The following is a 17,942-nucleotide window of genomic DNA, read 5'->3' as shown; positions in this document are numbered from 1 at the left end:
GATGAAACTATCGGAGGTTTCGTTTTTCTTCTCATTATATAGAGCAAAAATATGAATTGTGCCTGGTATTTTCTGTTGCTTTTCGTTACAGGCGGCGACTCCTGCGGGAATAGCATGAGCTGAAGACCCCGCAACGCAGCGAAGCGAAGTGAGGAGGCTGAAGCCATGCCCGCGGAAAGCGTCCGCCTGGAACGGAAAGCAACTGTTTGTTTCTTTAGTTTGTTTTATATAGTTCTTTGTATTTCTGATTACTATTTTCCACATCAATCTCTTGTTGAATAGGATCATCCAACTTATAGCGGTACTTCAGCTCCAAAATACGTCTCACACTTTCATCAAGTCTTTTTTCAGTAATGGCCCCTGATTTTACAGCAGCTATCAATGCATCCAAAGTATCGACCTGATTTTGATAATCTCCAGCGATCAGCAGCAAGTCACTGCCCGCCATAAAAGATTGGAGAGCAGCTTGCGGTACAGTATAATCATTGACGATTGCCCCCATCGTCAAATCGTCCGTAATGATGACGCCATCGTAATGCATTTCATCCCGCAAAAGACCCGTAATGATTTTCTTTGATAAAGATGAAGGATATACCTCTTCCAATTCCGGAAACATAATATGCGCCACCATGATCATCTCTACTTGTTCGTCAATTGCCCGCTGAAAAGGGATTAGCTCAGTTTGTTGAAGCTCTTGTAAGCTCTTATTAATAATCGGCAATGATTTATGGGAGTCGATATGTGTATCCCCGTGCCCAGGGAAATGCTTGACGACGGATATGATTCCGTTATCTCTCATTCCTTTCATAACTGACATGCCTATCGAAGCAACTTCTTGCGGGTCTGACGAAAAAGAACGGTCCCCGATCACTGGATTTTTGGGATTGCTATGGACATCCAATACCGGAGCAAAGTTCATATTATAGCCGAGTGACTGAAGCACCTCAGCAAGATATGCCCCAGTAGCATAAGCAAATTCTTCATCATTCTTTTTGCCAATTGAAGCAGCTGGGGGCAATTTCTTCATACTGGCCGGCAAACGGGATACACGGCCGCCTTCTTCATCTACAGAAAGAAATAACGGGATTTCATTGTCAGCATTCGCCTTCTTACTTTCATTCAACAGATCCAAAATGCCGGTAGGAGTAGAGACATTTTTGCCCAGTAGTATGAGTCCACCTACATGATATTGTCGGATAAGCCGATCAACTTCATGATTAAACGTCTTCCCTTTCATCCCAACGACCAATAACTGCCCTACCTTTTCCTCTACGGACATTTCTTCCATTAAGAGATCCACCTTCGAAAAAGTGATTTCCAGCGGTTCAATCACTGGATGCCTCTCACTAAAGTCTGGAATTTCATTACGCTCCTCTCCATCATTCAGTTGAGAACATCCTGTAAAAAGAAAAAGGGAAAAGACGATTATCCAGCTTAATTGCCTGATCGCCAATCCCCCCTTTCTATTTCCAAATTTCCTTCGCCCGATCCAGTGTCTCAAGCGAGATACGCCCTTTTAACATCGGTGGCGGACAATGTTTATTATGCTCCGCGATTTTCTCGTTCACCGTTTCAACCCGTTTTTCCAGCTCTGCTCGTTCTTCATTCAATGAATCCTCATCGATTTTCTGTACTAACGCAAAGATTTCATGTTGTAACTTCAACCAATGTGGCTTATATCCCGCGTCTTTCGCAATTCGCTGGAAGTGCTGGAAGGTGTCACCTGAAAAGTATTCCTTCGGTAACGGTTTCCCGAACCCTTTCAGATTTTCCATTCCGCCTTCTTCCTTCTTATTCTTCAACATATCACCGATCAAATCGTTATAGGGAGGCATTGAATTATTATCAGACATTCTCAACCCACGCTTTCATCAGATTTTCATTAAATCATTTTTACCAGATGTATAATCGAGCTTCATTTGTTCGAGCTCCAGCTTCATTTTTTCGGTTTCGATAATAAAATTCTGCTGCTTTAATTTTTCCAGTTCGATCTCTTCCCGAACCATTTCAGCTTTGAACTTCATTGTTTTCCGCTTATAATCTGTAATAATTGCAGTAATTGGCACACACATGACGATGGCGACAATTCCTGTTACATATAACATTACCATTGGGCCCCACCCTTTTCATTTATTATCGATTTCTTTAGTCAGGCCTTCATAATATCGTTCTTGCTGGAACTGTAATCGAGTTTCATCTGTTCCAATTCAAGTTTCATTTTTTCAGTCTCAATAATGAAGTTCTGCTGCTTCAATTTCTCTAGTTCTATTTCTTCACGAACCATATCTGCCTTAAACCTCATCGTTTTTCGCTTATAATCTGTAATGATAGCAGTGATAGGCACACACATGACGATGGCGACAATTATAATTCCTTCCATTTATTTTCACCTTTCCTTTCGTCTTTCAACTAACTAGTACGAAGACTTTTTCAAAAGGTTTCGCCAACTTCTTTTATTTCGTAATGAATGTCGATGGCATAACAACTCCAACAACTTCACCCGTGGCACAAAGCTCTTCACCTGCAAACACTTCCACAGCCACTTTCCATTTCTTTGGATGAATCTCTTCAACCGTCCCTACAGCCTTCAACACGATCCCTTGTGGTGTAGGTTTCAAATAATTCACGTTCAAGGAAGCGGTTACAAAACGTGGAACTTCAGCTTCATCGCCAGGCTCATGTCCATTTTTCCGATAGAGTGCCAATGCACACGAACCCGTTCCGTGACAATCGACTAAAGAGGCGATAACTCCCCCATACACAAAACCTGGAATTGCTGTATGCTTCTCCGATGGCTCATAATAGGTGACCGTTTTCTCACCATCCCAACCCGTACGGAAATGATGCCCGTCCTCATTCAATCGTCCACATCCATAACACCACGCAAAATCATCGGCATATCCATCTTGAATTGCATTCTCAATTTTAGTCATTCCATTACCTCCCATAAATTCTGTAAAGATTGAATACTAGTATATCATTAATTGTCTATTTGTTAATTTTTCTTTTACTTGAAACATAGCATGAGTACTATTCCACGTGCGCGATACGAGCGTATACTATACAAACAATGACAGGAGGAATTGAAAATGAAAATGCGAGCCGTCTTGCTCATTGCGCTACTTATCGGAGGAACATATGCAATGCTCGAGGCCATCAACGATTATAACGAAAAGAGTTTTCATGAATTATTCGAATCCATAAATACCGAATTCGATTCGCTCACTTTTAATAAACCGCCCATGCACGGGAATCCCTTTGAAACATGGGTCGTGGATGACCAAGTTAAAGTCGATGAGTTGCTTCAATTCCTGCAAAACTACCATGTTAAAAAATTGAAGCCCGAAGAAATAAATCCGGATGATGATATCGATGAGTTATCCATCGTTTTAAGAGATGCGAAAGAGAATAGTATAACGATAATTGTAGCTGAAAACCTTATTATCCAAAATTCGCTTCTCTATTATGAAATTGTTGATGGACCACTCGATGTCGATTGGATCGTTCGTTTTTTCGTCAGTAATAAATCGTAAAACACTTCAAATTGTAAAGCAACAAACTACGACTAGCCTTTGCGATAAGCTATGCAGGCATATGCAGCCTGCCTCCCTTATCGCAAAGGCTATCATTTTGATTTATTTCACCGTTGCTACATATTGAAGAATCATAGATTTAATCATTGGATTCAAGTTCTCCGGCAATTGCTGCAAATTAAAGAAACCGGCTTCTAATGTCTCAATGCCGTCCGCCTTTATTTCCCCCCCACGAATGTCTTGCGAAACAAATACAATCGTAACGGAATAATACTCATGCCCATTTTTCAATACGGTATGTGTATGTTCGCCCGAAACAACTGTTACAAGATCCACTTTTCCGATCTCAATCCCGGTCTCTTCCAGCACTTCTCTTCGACCGGCTTCCTCAGCAGATTCACCAAGTTCCATGAAGCCGCCCGGGATTCCCCAACGTCCGTCTACATTTTGCTGCAATAGAATTTCACCTTTCTCATTAAACACACCTACCCCAACACCGGTAAGCAACAGAGGTTGATTCCCGACCACTTCTCTAATATCTTCAATATACCCCATGCGTCATTTCCCCTTATTTAATATTAATTAAATATTCCTCAATCCTGAACTCCCTGATAGACATACGGTATTGACTCTTCAAGAAGCTTCTCAATCCCGCCTGCATAATAAGGCAGCTCTTCATTCGCTTCATCAATATCCTTCCACTGAACATCTAAAATCCCATCTTTATCTTGAATGGCAACTTCTCCATCTATTACTTCTGTACTGAATGTGAAAAACAATACATGATTATTTTCCTTTTGCCTAAATGTCTCATTCACCGCAAGCAACTTCCCAATTTCAACCGTCAGTCCAGTCTCTTCCCATACTTCACGGATTGCAGCCTGCTCCAACGTTTCCTCTTTCTCCACTCCCCCTCCCGGCAACGTCCAATTATTATATTTCTTATTCTTCACCATCAGAACTTTTCCTTCTTTTAAAATGACTGCATACACAACATCAACACGATTCATGATAGAAATCCCCCTAATCGTTTATACTTAGAATCATAGCTTATCTATGGAGGGACAAACAATGGAATTCAAAAATATTGACGAACAAATTATTCAAAAATACAAAGAAGACGAAACACTCATGATCCGCCTATTTGTACAATGGTGCGCGAATCATGAATTAGATCCACAAATGCTCTATAAAAAAGCCTATCCCGAACAGATTGAAAACGCAGCGCTGAAGGAAGTGATTGACAGTGATGACGGATTTGAAGAATTATTTATCGATAATGAAACGATGCTAGACGTCCTTCAACTTTTCGGGAATGAAGACCTCGCTTTTATTGTCGCAGATGAAATAGAGAAGTTGCCAAAGGGGCAATAAAATCAAAAGAGACAATTCATTTTTACTTTTCTATCATTTTACTATATACTATCATTAGTTCGACATCCGTAATAAAAGGGAGAGATGAAAATTGGTTAAAAGCTTACCACCACGTTCAGAAGTTAAAGTTGAAGAAACTTGGAATTTGGAAGACCTTTTTAAAACTGAAGATGACTACAATGCTGCCATCGAACAACTCGAAAGTGAAGTCGCTGCCTTTGAAGAACGGTTTAAAGGTAACATTACTGATGAAAAGACAATCATTGAAGCTTTGGATGGCTATGCATCAATCATGGGTAAAATGACGCCAATCGGGACTTACCAAAGCTTGAAACTAAGCGAAGACCAAACGAATGACGAATCCCAAATGCGCTCCAGCAAATATGGTTCCATCGGTTCCAAGCTTGGCAGCCAGCTTTCATTCTTTACGAGTGAGCTTTCCGAAGTGTCCAGTGAATTATTGGAAAAAGCGATGAATCAATCCGAGGCATATAAAAACTATCTAAAAGAATTGATTCGCCAAAAACCACATAAACTTCATCCTGAAGTGGAAAAGACATTGGCAGCTTTCTCTTCCGTATTAAACGCACCATACGGGTTATACAATACGACGAAATTAGTCGATATGAACTTCGGTGAATTTGAAGTCGATGGCGAAAAGTTCCCTCTAAGCTATACAACTTTTGAAGGCGGATGGGAATCCGAAACGGACACTAAAAAAAGAAGAGCCGCTTATGATGCTTTTCATGCTAAGTTAAGAGACTATCAGCATACAACTGCGAAAGCATACGACACTCATTTGCAAAAGGAGAAAACAACATCCGATCTACGGGGATATGAAAATGTAATCGAATATCTTCTATTCAATCAGGAAGTTGACCGCTCCATGTATGATCGTCAAATCGATTTGATCATGGAAGGACTCGCACCGCATATGCGCAAATATGCGAAACTCCTTCAAAAAGTGCATGGACTGGACGAGATGACATTCTCGGATTTAAAAATTCCATTGGATCCAAATTACGAACCAAAAATCACAATTGAAGAATCAAAGAAATATATCAATGACGCACTTGCAATTATGGGTGAAGATTATATCAATATGGTTGACCGTTCATATAAAGAGCGTTGGACAGATTTTGCTCAAAACGTCGGGAAATCGACAGGTGCATTCTGTTCAAGCCCTTATGGCGTACACCCTTATATTTTGATTTCTTGGACAGGCAGTATGGAAGATGTCTTCGTTCTGGCGCATGAGCTTGGACATGCCGGACATTTCTATAACGCACATCAGCACCAGAATATGTTCAATTCACGGCCTTCCATGTATTTCATTGAAGCACCGTCAACGATGAACGAGATGCTTATGGCGAATCATCTGCTTTCCAATTCGGATGATCCGAAATTCAAACGCTGGGTCATTTCGTCTATCGTGGCTCGGACCTATTATCATAACTTCGTTACACATTTACTAGAAGCGGCGTACCAACGCAAAGTATATGAGCGCGTTGATGCAGGTGGCAGCGTGAATGCCAATGTATTGAATAGCTTGAAGCGTGGTGTCTTGGAAGAGTTCTGGGGCGGAGACGTGCAAATCAACGAAGGTGCGGAATTGACATGGATGCGCCAGCCGCATTACTATATGGGCTTGTATCCATACACATACAGTGCCGGTTTGACAATTTCAACTCAAGTATCAAAGCGTATCCTTGCAGAAGGCCAACCAGCTGTTGACGATTGGTTGAAAGTACTGCAAGCGGGCGGAACAAAAACTCCTGCTGAACTTTCGAAGATGGCGGGTGTCGATATTACGACGGAACAACCGTTGAAAGATACAATCGCCTATATCGGCGAATTGATCGATCAGCTTGTAGAATTGACGGATGAGATCGAAGCAGCATCGGTTAAATGATTTTGTTCTTGAAAAGCTGTCCCTGCCTTTTATGGGACAGCTTTTTCATTGATTTATTGTTATTCGTGCTAGCATCCTATATGATAAATACATATATTATAATTTTGAAATGAGGGATTTTTTTGCCTTCCACACAATCCAATTGGTATGTGCGCTTCGGTTGCCTTGCGCCTATCATCGGAATCGCCGCGTTAGTTTATTTCCTTAGACGGGATGCGATTCTCCCCGGCTTTATTTTTTTTGCAGCATTTTTCGGTTTTGCTGTCCTTTTCCTCGCCTTATCGACGCGTGCTGAGGAAAAAGTGAAAACAAAGCAGCTGGAACACCTTGAATCCTTTAAGCCTGCCAAATCGAGCTATGAAGAATCCCACGCTTTCGTTTCTTTTGATGTTCTTTCAAAAATTGCTGTTGATGAGAATAATAAGAGAATCCATTTTTGGGAACCCGCCCTGCTTGCAGATGGGAAGCGTGTCAATAAAGCCTATTTGAAAATGCCCTATGTACTATCTGAGTATTCCTACGGACAGTTATTGGCTCTTGAGATCTATGAAAACGGAGTGCGCAAACAAGCTGTTATCAAGGATGCTGAAGGGACTGCCGAACGAATCGAAGCGATTGGACAATCTGTTGAACCTATTGTCGATCAAAAAGTTTCGATGGTGAAAAAGTCGATTCATCGTAGAGTTGCTACAGTTGAAATGAAAATTATCATGGATGATGAAACGAAGCCCGTTCACGTCATTCGTTTCTACTCAAGTCTTGATAAACGTATTAAAAAAGACTCCTCCGAGTATATCGCCGTGAAACGCAATTTGGATCATTGGATTTCGCTTTTGTCCTTCGTCATGGAGAACAGACGTAATTTTTAACCACTTACTATTGCTGCCCTTCCTATCCAGGGGCGGCTTTTTTATTTTCCTAAAATCATGTTGAGTATAATCGATCGCATATAGTAGAATGAAAGTAGTTCATAGTCTGACGAGTCTAAAATATATGAAAATGAGGTCGTTCCTATTGATTTCAAATCGTGTAAAGAACATGCCGCCCCACTTTTTCTCCTCACTGGTGAAAAAAGTGGAAGCTACAAAAGCAACTGGAATGGATATTATCAATCTTGGAAGAGGTAATCCCGATCAACCGACACCAGACCACATTATCAAAGCGTTGCAGCAAGCGGCGGAACGCCCGGATACACATGGGTATTCGCCTTTTAACGGAATCCCGGAATTCCGGAAGGCCGTTGCGGATTATTATAAGCGGGAATATGGTGTAGATGTGGATCCTGATACAGAGGTCGCTATTTTAGGAGGTTCTAAAATTGGTTTAGTTGAAGTTCCTCTTGCCATGTTGAATGATGATGACATTCTTTTATTGCCGGACCCTGGCTACCCCGATTATTTGTCCGGAGTAAGTCTCGCAAATATCGCTTATGAAACGATGCCGCTCTTAAAGGAAAATGGGTACATGCCAGATTTTGACGCGATACCAGACATCGTGAAACAAAAGGCGAAAGTCATGTACTTGAATTACCCGAACAACCCGACAAGTGCCGTTGCAACCATTCCGTTTTTCGATGAAGCCGTTTCGTTCGCCAAGGAGAATGAACTATTCATTTTACATGACATGGCTTATGGCGGTATCGGTTTTGATGGGGAAAAACCGGTCAGTTTTCTTCAAGCAGCAGGAGCAAAAGAAATCGGTATCGAGATGTACACATTATCGAAAACGTATAATATGGCAGGATGGCGGGTCGCGTTTGCCGTCGGTAATGCAGAGATGATTGCAGCGATCAATACACTGCAAAGTCACCTTTTCATAAGCATCTTCCCTGGAATCCAACATGCCGCTATCGCCGCATTGGGTGATGATCAAGCATGCGTTCGTGACTTGACAGCTTTGTACGAGGGGCGTAGAAATGTTTTAATCAATGAAGCCAAGCGCATCGGCTGGGACGTTGAAGCACCGAAAGCTTCCTTCTTCGCATGGTTGCCGGTTCCGGAAGGCTATTCTAGTGAAGCATTTGCAGATATCCTTCTTCAAAAAGCGGGAGTGGTAGTTGCTCCTGGACATGGGTTCGGAAAGCATGGGGAAGGCTATGTGCGTGTTGGATTGTTGGAAAGTGAAGAACGGATTGCAGAAGCTGTTCGTAGAATTGAAAAATTGGGGATCTTTTCAAACAGCGGAGTTTGACATTCAGTAGGGGCCACCTCATCCGAAGGCGGCCCCTTTTAGTATGGATTAGTTGTTGCTTTGAGTGCTGGGACCGTTTGCTTGAGCGCTGAACTAGATTCCTTGAGCGCGTAAACGCATTCCTTGAGCGCGGGAACGCTTTCCTTGAGCGCGGAACCAGCTTACTTGAGCGCGGGAACGCTTTCCTTGAGCGCGGAGCCAGATTCCTTGAGCGCGAAGCCAGCTTTCAGCACTACTCCCCTTCTCTTATTCCGTAAAGCCGATATGAACGGAATCAGCAATATGCTTATAACCGATTTCCTTATAGATTTTATTCGAAGTCGGATTCAGCATATCCGTATAGAGCACGCAGAAATCGTACTCCTTCAAAAGCTCTTTGGAACCATGCGCCACCATCGTCCTCGCATAGCCTTTCTTCCGTTCTTCTTTCGGCGTGAAGACTAAAGAAACTGTCACGCTGTTTTGGGTCGGTCTTGATTTCTTCATCATCGAAACGACTTTCCCTTCTGCCTCCCATAGGAAAACCTCTTGCGCTTCGATGAAAAGCGTCACCTTCTCTTTAATGAGTTCAATCGGCGTCTTCTCTAAATTGGTGTCCTCTTCGAACAATGAAAACCATTTTACAATTAAGGAATGATCTTCTGTCGTCGCATAGCGCCAACTTCCTGGACTCATTGCAAGCGTTTCATCAACCTCATCTAAACGATAAATTCCTTGATCCATTAAGAGTTTTTGCCTTTCCCCCGTCCGTACTTCCCACTTCTTGGCAAAAAGCTCAGCCCATTGCTTCAAGCTAATGACAGAGGTGACAGGCACCTTTTTTTCAATGAGTTGCTGGGTAATGAATTCAATAACTTCATCGATCCTGCTTTCATCGTCTATAACCAAATTAATCGGATGAGGTGGTGTCATTTGTAGAACCGCATAGACTTCATCCCCTTCTTTGATAGCTGCCATAAAGGGATTGTCATACTTCCCCATTTTTATCGCTTGTAAGACGCCATAAAATAGACTGAAGACATCTTCCTGCTTTTCCACGATCGGTTCTGCAATTTCCGCAAATTCCTTAGCATCCTCATACTGATTAAATTCCATTCCCCAAACCCCATTTCTTTTCTCAGCATTATACAGCTGATTAATGGAATTGTCATCCAAATTTGAAATTGAACGCACAAACAAAAAAGGACATGCATCTACTTCCCGCACGTCCCTTTCCTATGTAATTCATAATTTAATTCACCAAAGCATCGGTTTTTGAACCATCAGCCATAGCATGATGAGCATCAATCCGATATAGATCCAAGATGTCCGATTCAAAATCGTTAGGAGATCTCCTTTATTACTTTCCGGAAGATGGTATTTTCTCAGCACTTTCGTAAAGCCGGTAGAAAGAAAAACACCTGACAATAGCAAGACGGCTAGTGTTGCAATCACCCATGAAGCATACCAAGGCCATGGACCGGTCAATATTAGCAGCACACCAGAAATAACTAACATATGACCAGAATGCATAACGATTCTAATAATAACATGGATGACCGATAAATATGCACTTTCGGTTGAAACGTCGACATTCCGCAGCCTTTTAATCGTCGGCATCAAAAGGAATAATGGCCCGATGGAGAGGACTGCAGAAACGACGTGGACAAATACGATTGTCCCATACATGTAATTCATAACATCTTACTGTGTAACGGGGCTGAATTCGTGAACCCACACGCTCATCTTAGGAACCCAAGGCATTTTGGGGTGTAAGGCAAGTATGGATTGTTTATAGTCCTCCATATTCGCAAACCCTTCCTGCTGTGCATGTTCATCCGTCATTTCGCCGAGTGTTTGTTTGTAGAGCTTATCAATTTTGAATTCTTTTCCATCCAATACCATGATCTCGTCTGGATAGGCGTAAACACCATTCCGTCTTGTAGCTGTTTTCTTTCCTTGTAATACCTTCTCAACATCTTCAGGTATCGTCACAAGACGTTCGATTGAACAAGACTTTTCCGGTAATTCATTCATACTGCATCGCTCCTCTACTAAATCTACTTCTATCATACCTTTTCCAACATATTTATTCCAATTAACAATGTAAAATAGTGGCTTGTTATCGGGACATTTCACTGCCCTGTCACAACATTTCCGTTTACTTCACTTCGAAAGTCAATTCCTCATGCTCGTGTAATCCATCATCATTTTTCACGTGGATTTTCACTGAATATGTTCCGATCTCACTGAATGTATACGCTGCTGCATATTCTCCTGCTACAGTTTCCTCGGTGTCGATCCAAATATGCTTTTCTCCTGTAACATCACTCCATACTTCATAGCGCACATTCGCGTTTTCAAGTGGTTGACCATCAATTTGTACATGTGAGACTAATTCCGTCTCTTCTTCTATAACAGCATTCTCAGGCTTCATGAAATGAAGGGAGAAACCTTCAGTACGTCCATGTTCATGCTCTGCATGGTCATCATGATGTTCTGCCCCTTCACCAATTGTCACTTCTTTAACCGGCATCGTGTGCAACTGTCTGGCATCTACGTGAACTTGGATATGAAAAAGCCCGTCGTGATCGAAAGAAGTCTCAGCCGTATAAAGGCCATTCTTTTCATTGACGGAATCGATCATAACTGAATCGTCTTTTTTGCCTTCCTCCCATACTTCATAAACGACTTTGTCGGCATCTTCCACATTTTCATCTCCATACGTGACAAGAGCTTCCATTTTAACCGTTTCTCCTACTTCTGCCTGTTCTGCTACGGTCAATTCAACATTCAAAGGCAATACTTCTTTTACTGTTTCAGTATCTCCAGACTTTCCACAAGCCCCCAATATTGCTAAACCAATGACGAGGCTCAGGAGTCCAACTCTCTTTTTCATATTGTCTACCTCCGCTTTTTTTTTACAAATCAAACCGTGTTCAGTATGATACTATCAAGGAATTAAGAAGTATTTATGAAGTCAAATGCTTCATAAGTAATTCACAATTATGCTCTATTCTATAATTGGACAATTCTATGAAACGAGGTCGCATGATGAAACCGTATACGATTTTAATTATAGATGATGAACCGCAAATGAGAAAACTAATACGCAAATTCCTTCAAAACGACGGATATTCTATTGAAGAGGCTACGGACGGAATGGACGCACTATCCAAGGTATATAAACTTCAACCACATTTATGCATTGTTGATGTCATGATGCCTTATATGGATGGTTTTTCATTCGCCAGGGAGTTGAAACGCACAACGAACATTCCCCTCATTTTTCTATCCGCAAAGGGAGAAGAGTGGGATAAGATTGAGGGATTGAAACTAGGTGGCGATGATTATATCGTGAAGCCTTTCATGCCCGGCGAGCTTCTAGCGAGGGTCGAATCTGTTTTGAGAAGATCTTATCAAAACAATATGTCACGTGTATTCACAGTTGGCCCTTTTGCCATCGATCATCTTGCACATACAGTAACATTGGACGGCTCGCCTATTTCCTTAACAGTGAAAGAGTTTGGCTTACTTGAAACATTGGCGAGAAACGAAGGACGTGTCTATTCAAGAGATCAGCTTTTGAGTATCGTCTGGGGAGACCGTCATCAAAGCACGGACCGGACGATCGATACACATATTAAAACATTGCGGCTAAAACTCGGTGAAGCCGGACTTATGATCGAAACAGTTTGGGGACTCGGCTATAAGTTTGTGGTGAAATGATGAAAAGGCTTACGTTGAGCAAAAAGATCCTCATCGTTCTTCTTTCAAGCGTCGCATTTACAATTCTCTTTTCATTTTTCTTCATTCACTTTCTTTATTCCAAGCTCTACATTTCAAGTATAGAAGAGTCCATCATCTATCAAGGCAAACGTACAGCAGCTCATTATCATTATGGGGAACTCAGTGATGAGATCATCGAAAAGATTCAATGGTATAACATTGTCTCCGAGTATGAGATCATTGTCGTCGACCATTTGGATGACTTGTCTTCATATTTTCCTTATAAAATTAATTACGAAAATCTTATTGATGATACCGATCAGAAAAAGTTGGAAAAAGGTGCGCATGTTTTAAAAGAAGGATATGTCGAAGAGTTGAATCGAGAAATTCTAGGGGCGATTTTCCCGATCAAAGGGGAAACGGGCTTGATAGGATTCATTTATATTTATGTCCCCTTAGCCGCTATACAAGATGTCTTCAGGGAAAGCATCCCGCTATTAATCGTAGTCGGAACGATTTTCTTTTTCATCCTCTTCCTTGTAATCAATCGGACCTGGAATTCGTTATTCGATCCAATGCGGCAACTGCAAAAACTCTCTTCTGAAGTCTCAAAGGGCAACTTCAGCAATCGAATTGTAACGGGGAGAACCGATGAAATTGGTCAGTTGGCGGATGCCTTTAATGCGATGAGCCTGTCGCTTGAGGAGCAGGAAAAAAGAAAAAAGGAATTTACCTCTAATATCGTTCATGAGCTTCGAACACCGCTCACCTATATTGGTGGATACACACATGCCTTAAAGGAAAAGATCTATTCCTCCCCCGAAGAAGCGGAAGGCTATTTGACGACCATTGAAAAAGAGACAACCCGTTTGAATAAACTAATTAATGATCTAGTTGAATTGAATCATTTACAGGAGGATTTGTATATCCTTGACGAGGAACCGATTGTCATTGCTCAAATCATCTTCGATACAGTCGATTTGTTCATGATTCGATTTGAGGAGAAAAAGCTAAAACTTCAAATTGATATCGACGAAGAGATTATTATGCTAGGAGATCCACAAAGGATTCAGCAAGTGTTCTACAATGTGATCGATAATGCCATCAAATACTCGACGGATAATGGAATCATAAAAATTACGCTGAAACAGCAAAGTAAAGAAATCGAGTTACAAGTCGTTAACAGGGGCATTCATATACAGAAAGAGGATATTAGCCGTATCGGTGAACGTTTTTTTCGGACCGACAAGGCGAGAAATCGGACGACAGGCGGGACTGGTCTTGGTCTTTCAATCGTAAAGGAAATTGTACGGCTTCATGGAGGTACATTCTCCATTCAAAGCGACCAAGTTTCAGGAACGACGGTGACAATCTGCTTGAAAGCTGGGATGCATGATGAAATCAATTAGATTACTTGTTGTCATTTTCATAAGTGCTTTTCTATTCGCCGCGTGTGCTGCAACACCGCAGCCCTCGGGCAGGCAAGTCGCTTCCTTTTCATTTATCGATCAAAACGGAAATCCATTCGGAACGGATCAGTTAAGCGGAAAAGTTTGGATTGCTGATTTTGTCTTCACCCAGTGTAAAACGGTTTGCCAGCCGATGTCCGTTGAAATGAGCAAATTGCAAACTACATTCAAAGAGGAAAACTTGGATGTTGAATTCGTCACATTCACTGTCGACCCGGATTCCGATTCGCCGGAAGTGTTGAAGGAGTATGTTCAACAATTTACGGATGATGAATCGAACTGGCATTTAGTAACGGGATATTCGCAAGAAGCAATTGAGAAACTGGCATTGGAACAATTCCAGACGATCGTTCAAATGCCGAAAAATTCAAGTCAGGTCATCCATGGGACGAACTTCTATTTGATTGATCAAAAAGGTCGGATTGTGAATGAATACAATTATGTAGATGAAACGTTCACAGAACAGCTTATGAATGAAGCGAAATATCTTCTGAAATGACAGTTGAATAATTGGCACGGGAGTGAAAAACTGTTAGCATAAGTTCAACACGAGTATTTCAGGGGGAACTTTCGTTGACCGAGCATATAAACGAATCCATTTCATCAATAACGTATTTTACAACCGAACGATCCATCGAGTGGTTCCAGCAAAAGCAAAAGCAAACCGCACGTACATTGTACTTATATGAGGATTCCATCACTTCAAAAGATCACCTATTTTTAATTGACCATGTGCATGATGTTTCTTATCGCCCCTTTTCAAATGGTACCGGTCTGTTTTACCTTCATACAAACAGGGGTGTTTTCACTTTTGAGGTGGAAACTCCTCCTGATGAATTTATCAAATGTTACAAGCAGATCAAAGGTGATCCATTCGCTTTTTGAATCTAGCAAACGCCTCCTTTTGTTTAAAATACCTTTTTAGAGGTATATATAATACAAATACGTTTGGGAGGTAATCATATATGGTTATGAAAAAAGTTGTTGAAAATGCGGTGCAAGCAAAAAATGAAATCGAGGATCTGACAAAACAAGGATATACACATGATGACATTTATATTTTTGCACACGATAAAAAAAGGGCCGATAATATTACCGACGCTCTTGATACAGAGTCGGTTGGCCTACAGGAACAAGGCTTCCTTGACAGCATGAAAAACATGTTCACTTCGCGCGGAGACGAGCTTCGCAATAAAATGGAAGCCGCAGGGCTAACTGCTGAAGACGCTGCAGATGCTGAACGCGAACTTGATCACGGCAAACTTGTCCTCATCGCCAAAAAACAATAAGTAATTTGAATAAAGCTGTTCCACCGGAATTTCTTCCGGTGGAACGGTTTTTTCATTTTCCTACACTTTTAACGTTTTTTCCGTTATGATATGTACGGAAAGCGGGTGCAGGACATTGGATAAAAAGTTATGGAAAATAGGATTCTTTACCGGTTTGACTTCCTTCGTACTTCTTATTTTAGGGATTCGAACTGTTTTAGGACAAGACTTGGTCATTAAAAACTATTTCGCATTTGGTGTATTCAGCTTAACCGTAGGAATTCTCGCTTCTTCAATACTGTTTTACAACTTGAAAATCGCCTTCAGGATTTTCATGGCCGCACTGATTTTAGGGTTTGCCGAGTTCTTCAGAAGTTTCCTGATGGATACGAGCGGAAATGGCGATTTACTTGGCATTTTATCATTATTCATTATTACGACATTCGGATTCGGACTTTCAATGATTGTCCAATTCATTGTAATCGGTATCCGAAAGGCGAAAAACAAATAGTGTTAAAAGTAGAGATTGGAAGTTCCAAATTCCATCTCTACTTTTTTTTGTTAAATTAATTGAATATTATATTTCCAAGAGCTATAGTATGTGTGGGGAGAGAATTTTTTGGAAAAGGGGATGTTTTTATTGAAACGAAGAACCGCGGAGCCTTACAAGATTAAAAGCGTGGAAACGCTATCCATGTTATCTTTTGAAGAACGCAAAGAATCTCTTGAGCGGGCAGGTTATAACACATTTCTCATAAATTCAGAGGATGTCTATATCGACCTGTTGACGGACAGCGGAACGACGGCGATGAGTGATGCGCAATGGGGAGCGCTCATGACTGGTGACGAAGCCTATGCCGGAAGTAAGAGCTGGAAGCGCTTGGAGCATGCTGTACGGGAAGTGTATGGGTATAAATATGTGTTGCCGACACATCAAGGACGCGGCGCAGAAAATATTTTATCACAACTGAAAATCAAAGAAGGCGACTACGTACCAGGCAATATGTATTTCACGACAACCCGCGCACATCAGGAGATGAATGGCGCTACATTTGTCGATATTATTATAGACGAAGCACATGACCCTTCCATCGACCTGCCATTTAAAGGGAATGTCGATTTGGATAAACTACGAGCTTTGATTGATGAAGTCGGGGCTGAAAAGATTCCTTATGTATGTCTTGCGGTAACTGTCAATCTTGCTGGCGGACAGCCAGTCAGCATGCAGAATATGAAAGAAGTATATGAACTTTGCAAATCCCATCATATCGACGTAATGTTCGATGCGACGCGCTGTGTTGAAAACGCTTACTTTATTAAAGAACGCGAAAATGGCTATTCGGATCGTTCCGTGGCAGACATTTTGAAGGAAATGATGTCCTATTCCGATGGCTGTACGATGAGCGGTAAAAAGGATTGCCTCGTCAATATCGGCGGATTCTTGGCGATGAATGACGAAGACCTCTATATACGTTCACGTGAACTTGTCGTCGTCTATGAAGGGATGCCTTCGTACGGTGGAATGGCGGGTCGCGACATGGAAGCTATGGCGATCGGAATCCGTGAAGCTGTGGATGACCATTATATTGAGCACCGGATCGGGCAAGTGAGATATTTGGGTCAACAACTATTGGATGCCGGCATTCCGATTGTCCAGCCAATTGGTGGCCATGCAGTATTTTTAGACGCCAAAGCATTCTTGCCGCATTTAAAGCAGGAAGAATTCCCGGCACAAGCACTCGCTGCAGCCCTTTACTTGGATTCAGGCGTCCGAAGCATGGAGCGTGGAATTGTTTCAGCCGGACGGGATATCAAAACCGGCGAGCATAATAGGCCAAACTTGGAATTAGTGCGCCTCACAATTCCGCGTCGCGTTTATACGAACAACCATATGGATGTGGTCGTCGATTCGATTTTGGCATTATACGAAAAACGGGACACCATCTGCGGATTGACAATGGCCTACGAACCGCCAACACTCCGCTTCTTCAACGCAAGATTCGCCCCACTTTCGGATAGTGGAGAACTCATAAGCGAGGAGAATAAGAAGGTCAACGCATAAAAATAAATGACATAGACCTGTTACAGCGTGGATGCAATATCCCGGGGTGGCGGGTTTTTAATGAGCCTTTCCAGAATAAACGAGCTGTTGCGCGAAAGAATGAGCCGTTCTCAGAATAAACGAGCCGGTGCGCGAAAGAATGAGCCGTTCTCGGAATAAATGAGCCGTTGTACAAAAGAATGAGCCGTTCTCGAAATAAACGAGCCGTGGCGCGAAAGAATGAGCCGTTCTCGAAATAAACGAGCAGTTGTGCGAAAGAATGAGCCGTTCTCGGGATAAACGAGCCGTTGTGCGAAAGAATGAGCCATTCTCGGGATAAACGAGCCGTTGTACAAAAGAACGAGCCGTTCTCAGGAAAACGAGCCATTGTACAAAAGATTGAGCCGGTAAGAAGATGAATGAGTAAATTTCAAAATTAGTATGAGT

Annotated in this window: 23 protein-coding genes; 12 read left to right on the top strand and 11 right to left on the bottom strand. The window is 41.9% G+C overall.

Annotated features, from left to right (window positions below):
* Window positions 1–214: 214 nt before the first annotated feature.
* The 5 genes from nagZ to SLU01_RS12090 all read right to left on the bottom strand — a co-directional run bounded on the left by nagZ (window position 215) and on the right by SLU01_RS12090 (window position 2,933).
* Window positions 215–1,333, bottom strand: coding sequence for a beta-N-acetylhexosaminidase (gene nagZ / locus SLU01_RS12110; RefSeq protein ID WP_170232694.1), 1,119 nt, complete (start codon window positions 1,331–1,333; stop codon window positions 215–217).
* A gap of 130 nt (window positions 1,334–1,463) precedes the next feature.
* Window positions 1,464–1,853 (bottom strand): DnaJ family domain-containing protein, encoded by a 390-nt coding sequence (locus tag SLU01_RS12105; protein ID WP_246110979.1) that lies wholly within the window; start codon window positions 1,851–1,853, stop codon window positions 1,464–1,466.
* An 18-nt stretch (window positions 1,854–1,871) separates the two neighbouring features.
* Window positions 1,872–2,111, bottom strand: coding sequence for a hypothetical protein (locus SLU01_RS12100; protein WP_246110978.1), 240 nt, complete (start codon window positions 2,109–2,111; stop codon window positions 1,872–1,874).
* Between the two features lie 38 nt (window positions 2,112–2,149).
* Entirely contained in the window at window positions 2,150–2,380 is a 231-nt protein-coding gene (locus tag SLU01_RS12095; RefSeq protein WP_147058646.1) for a hypothetical protein, read from the bottom strand.
* Window positions 2,381–2,453: 73 nt separating this feature from the next.
* Window positions 2,454–2,933: a PaaI family thioesterase gene (locus SLU01_RS12090; protein ID WP_147058644.1), complete on the bottom strand. Its 480-nt coding sequence runs from the start codon at window positions 2,931–2,933 to the stop codon at window positions 2,454–2,456.
* Between the two features lie 156 nt (window positions 2,934–3,089).
* Here SLU01_RS12090 and SLU01_RS12085 point away from each other — a divergent pair, with 156 nt between their 5' ends.
* The gene (locus SLU01_RS12085; RefSeq protein WP_147058641.1) at window positions 3,090–3,533 is read left to right on the top strand and encodes a hypothetical protein; all 444 of its coding nucleotides are present in this window, start codon (window positions 3,090–3,092) and stop codon (window positions 3,531–3,533) included.
* A gap of 102 nt (window positions 3,534–3,635) precedes the next feature.
* Here the strand turns inward: SLU01_RS12085 and SLU01_RS12080 are convergent, their stop codons facing one another.
* Both SLU01_RS12080 and SLU01_RS12075 read right to left on the bottom strand, forming a co-directional pair.
* Window positions 3,636–4,088, bottom strand: a complete 453-nt coding sequence (locus SLU01_RS12080) for an NUDIX hydrolase (protein WP_147058639.1) — start codon at window positions 4,086–4,088, stop codon at window positions 3,636–3,638.
* A gap of 38 nt (window positions 4,089–4,126) precedes the next feature.
* Window positions 4,127–4,543 carry an NUDIX domain-containing protein gene (locus SLU01_RS12075; protein ID WP_147058637.1) on the bottom strand — a complete coding sequence of 139 codons (417 nt, stop codon included), beginning with the start codon at window positions 4,541–4,543 and terminating at the stop codon, window positions 4,127–4,129.
* A gap of 61 nt (window positions 4,544–4,604) precedes the next feature.
* Between SLU01_RS12075 and yxiS the strand changes: the two genes are divergently transcribed.
* From yxiS to SLU01_RS12055, 4 genes are all read left to right on the top strand, one after another.
* Window positions 4,605–4,907 carry a protein YxiS gene (gene yxiS / locus SLU01_RS12070; RefSeq protein WP_147058635.1) on the top strand — a complete coding sequence of 101 codons (303 nt, stop codon included), beginning with the start codon at window positions 4,605–4,607 and terminating at the stop codon, window positions 4,905–4,907.
* Between the two features lie 91 nt (window positions 4,908–4,998).
* Window positions 4,999–6,819, top strand: coding sequence for an oligoendopeptidase F (pepF, locus tag SLU01_RS12065; protein ID WP_147058633.1), 1,821 nt, complete (start codon window positions 4,999–5,001; stop codon window positions 6,817–6,819).
* A 122-nt stretch (window positions 6,820–6,941) separates the two neighbouring features.
* Window positions 6,942–7,688 (top strand): hypothetical protein, encoded by a 747-nt coding sequence (locus SLU01_RS12060; RefSeq protein ID WP_147058631.1) that lies wholly within the window; start codon window positions 6,942–6,944, stop codon window positions 7,686–7,688.
* A gap of 124 nt (window positions 7,689–7,812) precedes the next feature.
* The gene (locus tag SLU01_RS12055) at window positions 7,813–9,009 is read left to right on the top strand and encodes a pyridoxal phosphate-dependent aminotransferase (protein ID WP_281288389.1); all 1,197 of its coding nucleotides are present in this window, start codon (window positions 7,813–7,815) and stop codon (window positions 9,007–9,009) included.
* Between the two features lie 246 nt (window positions 9,010–9,255).
* On the opposite strand, the gene SLU01_RS12050 is transcribed toward SLU01_RS12055, so the two are convergent.
* The 4 genes from SLU01_RS12050 to SLU01_RS12035 form a co-directional block, all read right to left on the bottom strand.
* Window positions 9,256–10,104 carry a GNAT family N-acetyltransferase gene (locus tag SLU01_RS12050; protein ID WP_147058695.1) on the bottom strand — a complete coding sequence of 283 codons (849 nt, stop codon included), beginning with the start codon at window positions 10,102–10,104 and terminating at the stop codon, window positions 9,256–9,258.
* 141 nt (window positions 10,105–10,245) lie between these two features.
* The gene (locus SLU01_RS12045) at window positions 10,246–10,686 is read right to left on the bottom strand and encodes a hypothetical protein (protein ID WP_147058629.1); all 441 of its coding nucleotides are present in this window, start codon (window positions 10,684–10,686) and stop codon (window positions 10,246–10,248) included.
* A gap of 6 nt (window positions 10,687–10,692) precedes the next feature.
* The gene (locus SLU01_RS12040; protein ID WP_147058627.1) at window positions 10,693–11,025 is read right to left on the bottom strand and encodes an ASCH domain-containing protein; all 333 of its coding nucleotides are present in this window, start codon (window positions 11,023–11,025) and stop codon (window positions 10,693–10,695) included.
* Window positions 11,026–11,149: 124 nt separating this feature from the next.
* Window positions 11,150–11,887, bottom strand: a complete 738-nt coding sequence (locus SLU01_RS12035; RefSeq protein ID WP_147058625.1) for a FixH family protein — start codon at window positions 11,885–11,887, stop codon at window positions 11,150–11,152.
* Window positions 11,888–12,042: 155 nt separating this feature from the next.
* On the opposite strand from SLU01_RS12035, the gene SLU01_RS12030 reads away from it, so the two are divergent.
* The 7 genes from SLU01_RS12030 (at window position 12,043) to SLU01_RS12000 (ending at window position 17,516) form a co-directional block, all read left to right on the top strand.
* Entirely contained in the window at window positions 12,043–12,717 is a 675-nt protein-coding gene (locus tag SLU01_RS12030) for a response regulator transcription factor (RefSeq protein WP_147058623.1), read from the top strand.
* A 14-nt stretch (window positions 12,718–12,731) separates the two neighbouring features.
* Complete coding sequence (locus SLU01_RS12025; RefSeq protein ID WP_246110977.1) at window positions 12,732–14,126, top strand: sensor histidine kinase; 1,395 nt, start codon at window positions 12,732–12,734, stop codon at window positions 14,124–14,126.
* Window positions 14,113–14,685, top strand: a complete 573-nt coding sequence (locus SLU01_RS12020; protein WP_373866419.1) for an SCO family protein — start codon at window positions 14,113–14,115, stop codon at window positions 14,683–14,685. The genes SLU01_RS12025 and SLU01_RS12020 overlap by 14 nt, the downstream gene beginning before the upstream one ends.
* A gap of 74 nt (window positions 14,686–14,759) precedes the next feature.
* Window positions 14,760–15,071, top strand: coding sequence for a hypothetical protein (locus SLU01_RS12015; protein ID WP_147058619.1), 312 nt, complete (start codon window positions 14,760–14,762; stop codon window positions 15,069–15,071).
* Between the two features lie 80 nt (window positions 15,072–15,151).
* Complete coding sequence (locus SLU01_RS12010) at window positions 15,152–15,475, top strand: YflT domain-containing protein (protein WP_147058617.1); 324 nt, start codon at window positions 15,152–15,154, stop codon at window positions 15,473–15,475.
* 115 nt (window positions 15,476–15,590) lie between these two features.
* Window positions 15,591–15,965 (top strand): hypothetical protein, encoded by a 375-nt coding sequence (locus SLU01_RS12005; RefSeq protein WP_147058615.1) that lies wholly within the window; start codon window positions 15,591–15,593, stop codon window positions 15,963–15,965.
* A 129-nt stretch (window positions 15,966–16,094) separates the two neighbouring features.
* Window positions 16,095–17,516, top strand: a complete 1,422-nt coding sequence (locus SLU01_RS12000; RefSeq protein WP_174842648.1) for a tyrosine phenol-lyase — start codon at window positions 16,095–16,097, stop codon at window positions 17,514–17,516.
* Window positions 17,517–17,942 lie beyond the last annotated feature (426 nt).

It is taken from the genome of Sporosarcina luteola, from assembly GCF_007991495.1.
In the GTDB taxonomy this organism is placed as follows: Bacteria; Bacillota; Bacilli; order Bacillales_A; family Planococcaceae; genus Sporosarcina; species Sporosarcina luteola.
The sequence above is the reverse complement of the archived record's forward strand: the minus strand, read 5'-3'. Positions and strand labels throughout refer to the sequence as shown.

Excerpts from the sequence above, each read along its gene's own strand:
- SLU01_RS12080 (WP_147058639.1), bottom strand. The coding sequence starts at position 4,088 with ATGGGGTATATTGAAGATATTAGAGAAGTGGTCGGGAATCAACCTCTG.
- SLU01_RS12020 (WP_373866419.1), top strand. The coding sequence starts at position 14,113 with ATGAAATCAATTAGATTACTTGTTGTCATTTTCATAAGTGCTTTTCTA.
- SLU01_RS12030 (WP_147058623.1), top strand. The coding sequence starts at position 12,043 with ATGAAACCGTATACGATTTTAATTATAGATGATGAACCGCAAATGAGA.
- yxiS (WP_147058635.1), top strand. The coding sequence starts at position 4,605 with ATGGAATTCAAAAATATTGACGAACAAATTATTCAAAAATACAAAGAA.
- SLU01_RS12090 (WP_147058644.1), bottom strand. The coding sequence starts at position 2,933 with ATGACTAAAATTGAGAATGCAATTCAAGATGGATATGCCGATGATTTT.
- SLU01_RS12105 (WP_246110979.1), bottom strand. The coding sequence starts at position 1,853 with ATGTCTGATAATAATTCAATGCCTCCCTATAACGATTTGATCGGTGAT.
- SLU01_RS12055 (WP_281288389.1), top strand. The coding sequence starts at position 7,813 with ATGAAAATGAGGTCGTTCCTATTGATTTCAAATCGTGTAAAGAACATG.
- SLU01_RS12075 (WP_147058637.1), bottom strand. The coding sequence starts at position 4,543 with ATGAATCGTGTTGATGTTGTGTATGCAGTCATTTTAAAAGAAGGAAAA.
- SLU01_RS12035 (WP_147058625.1), bottom strand. The coding sequence starts at position 11,887 with ATGAAAAAGAGAGTTGGACTCCTGAGCCTCGTCATTGGTTTAGCAATA.
- SLU01_RS12095 (WP_147058646.1), bottom strand. The coding sequence starts at position 2,380 with ATGGAAGGAATTATAATTGTCGCCATCGTCATGTGTGTGCCTATCACT.
- SLU01_RS12010 (WP_147058617.1), top strand. The coding sequence starts at position 15,152 with ATGGTTATGAAAAAAGTTGTTGAAAATGCGGTGCAAGCAAAAAATGAA.
- SLU01_RS12085 (WP_147058641.1), top strand. The coding sequence starts at position 3,090 with ATGAAAATGCGAGCCGTCTTGCTCATTGCGCTACTTATCGGAGGAACA.
- SLU01_RS12100 (WP_246110978.1), bottom strand. The coding sequence starts at position 2,111 with ATGGTAATGTTATATGTAACAGGAATTGTCGCCATCGTCATGTGTGTG.
- SLU01_RS12040 (WP_147058627.1), bottom strand. The coding sequence starts at position 11,025 with ATGAATGAATTACCGGAAAAGTCTTGTTCAATCGAACGTCTTGTGACG.
- SLU01_RS12045 (WP_147058629.1), bottom strand. The coding sequence starts at position 10,686 with ATGAATTACATGTATGGGACAATCGTATTTGTCCACGTCGTTTCTGCA.
- SLU01_RS12050 (WP_147058695.1), bottom strand. The coding sequence starts at position 10,104 with ATGGAATTTAATCAGTATGAGGATGCTAAGGAATTTGCGGAAATTGCA.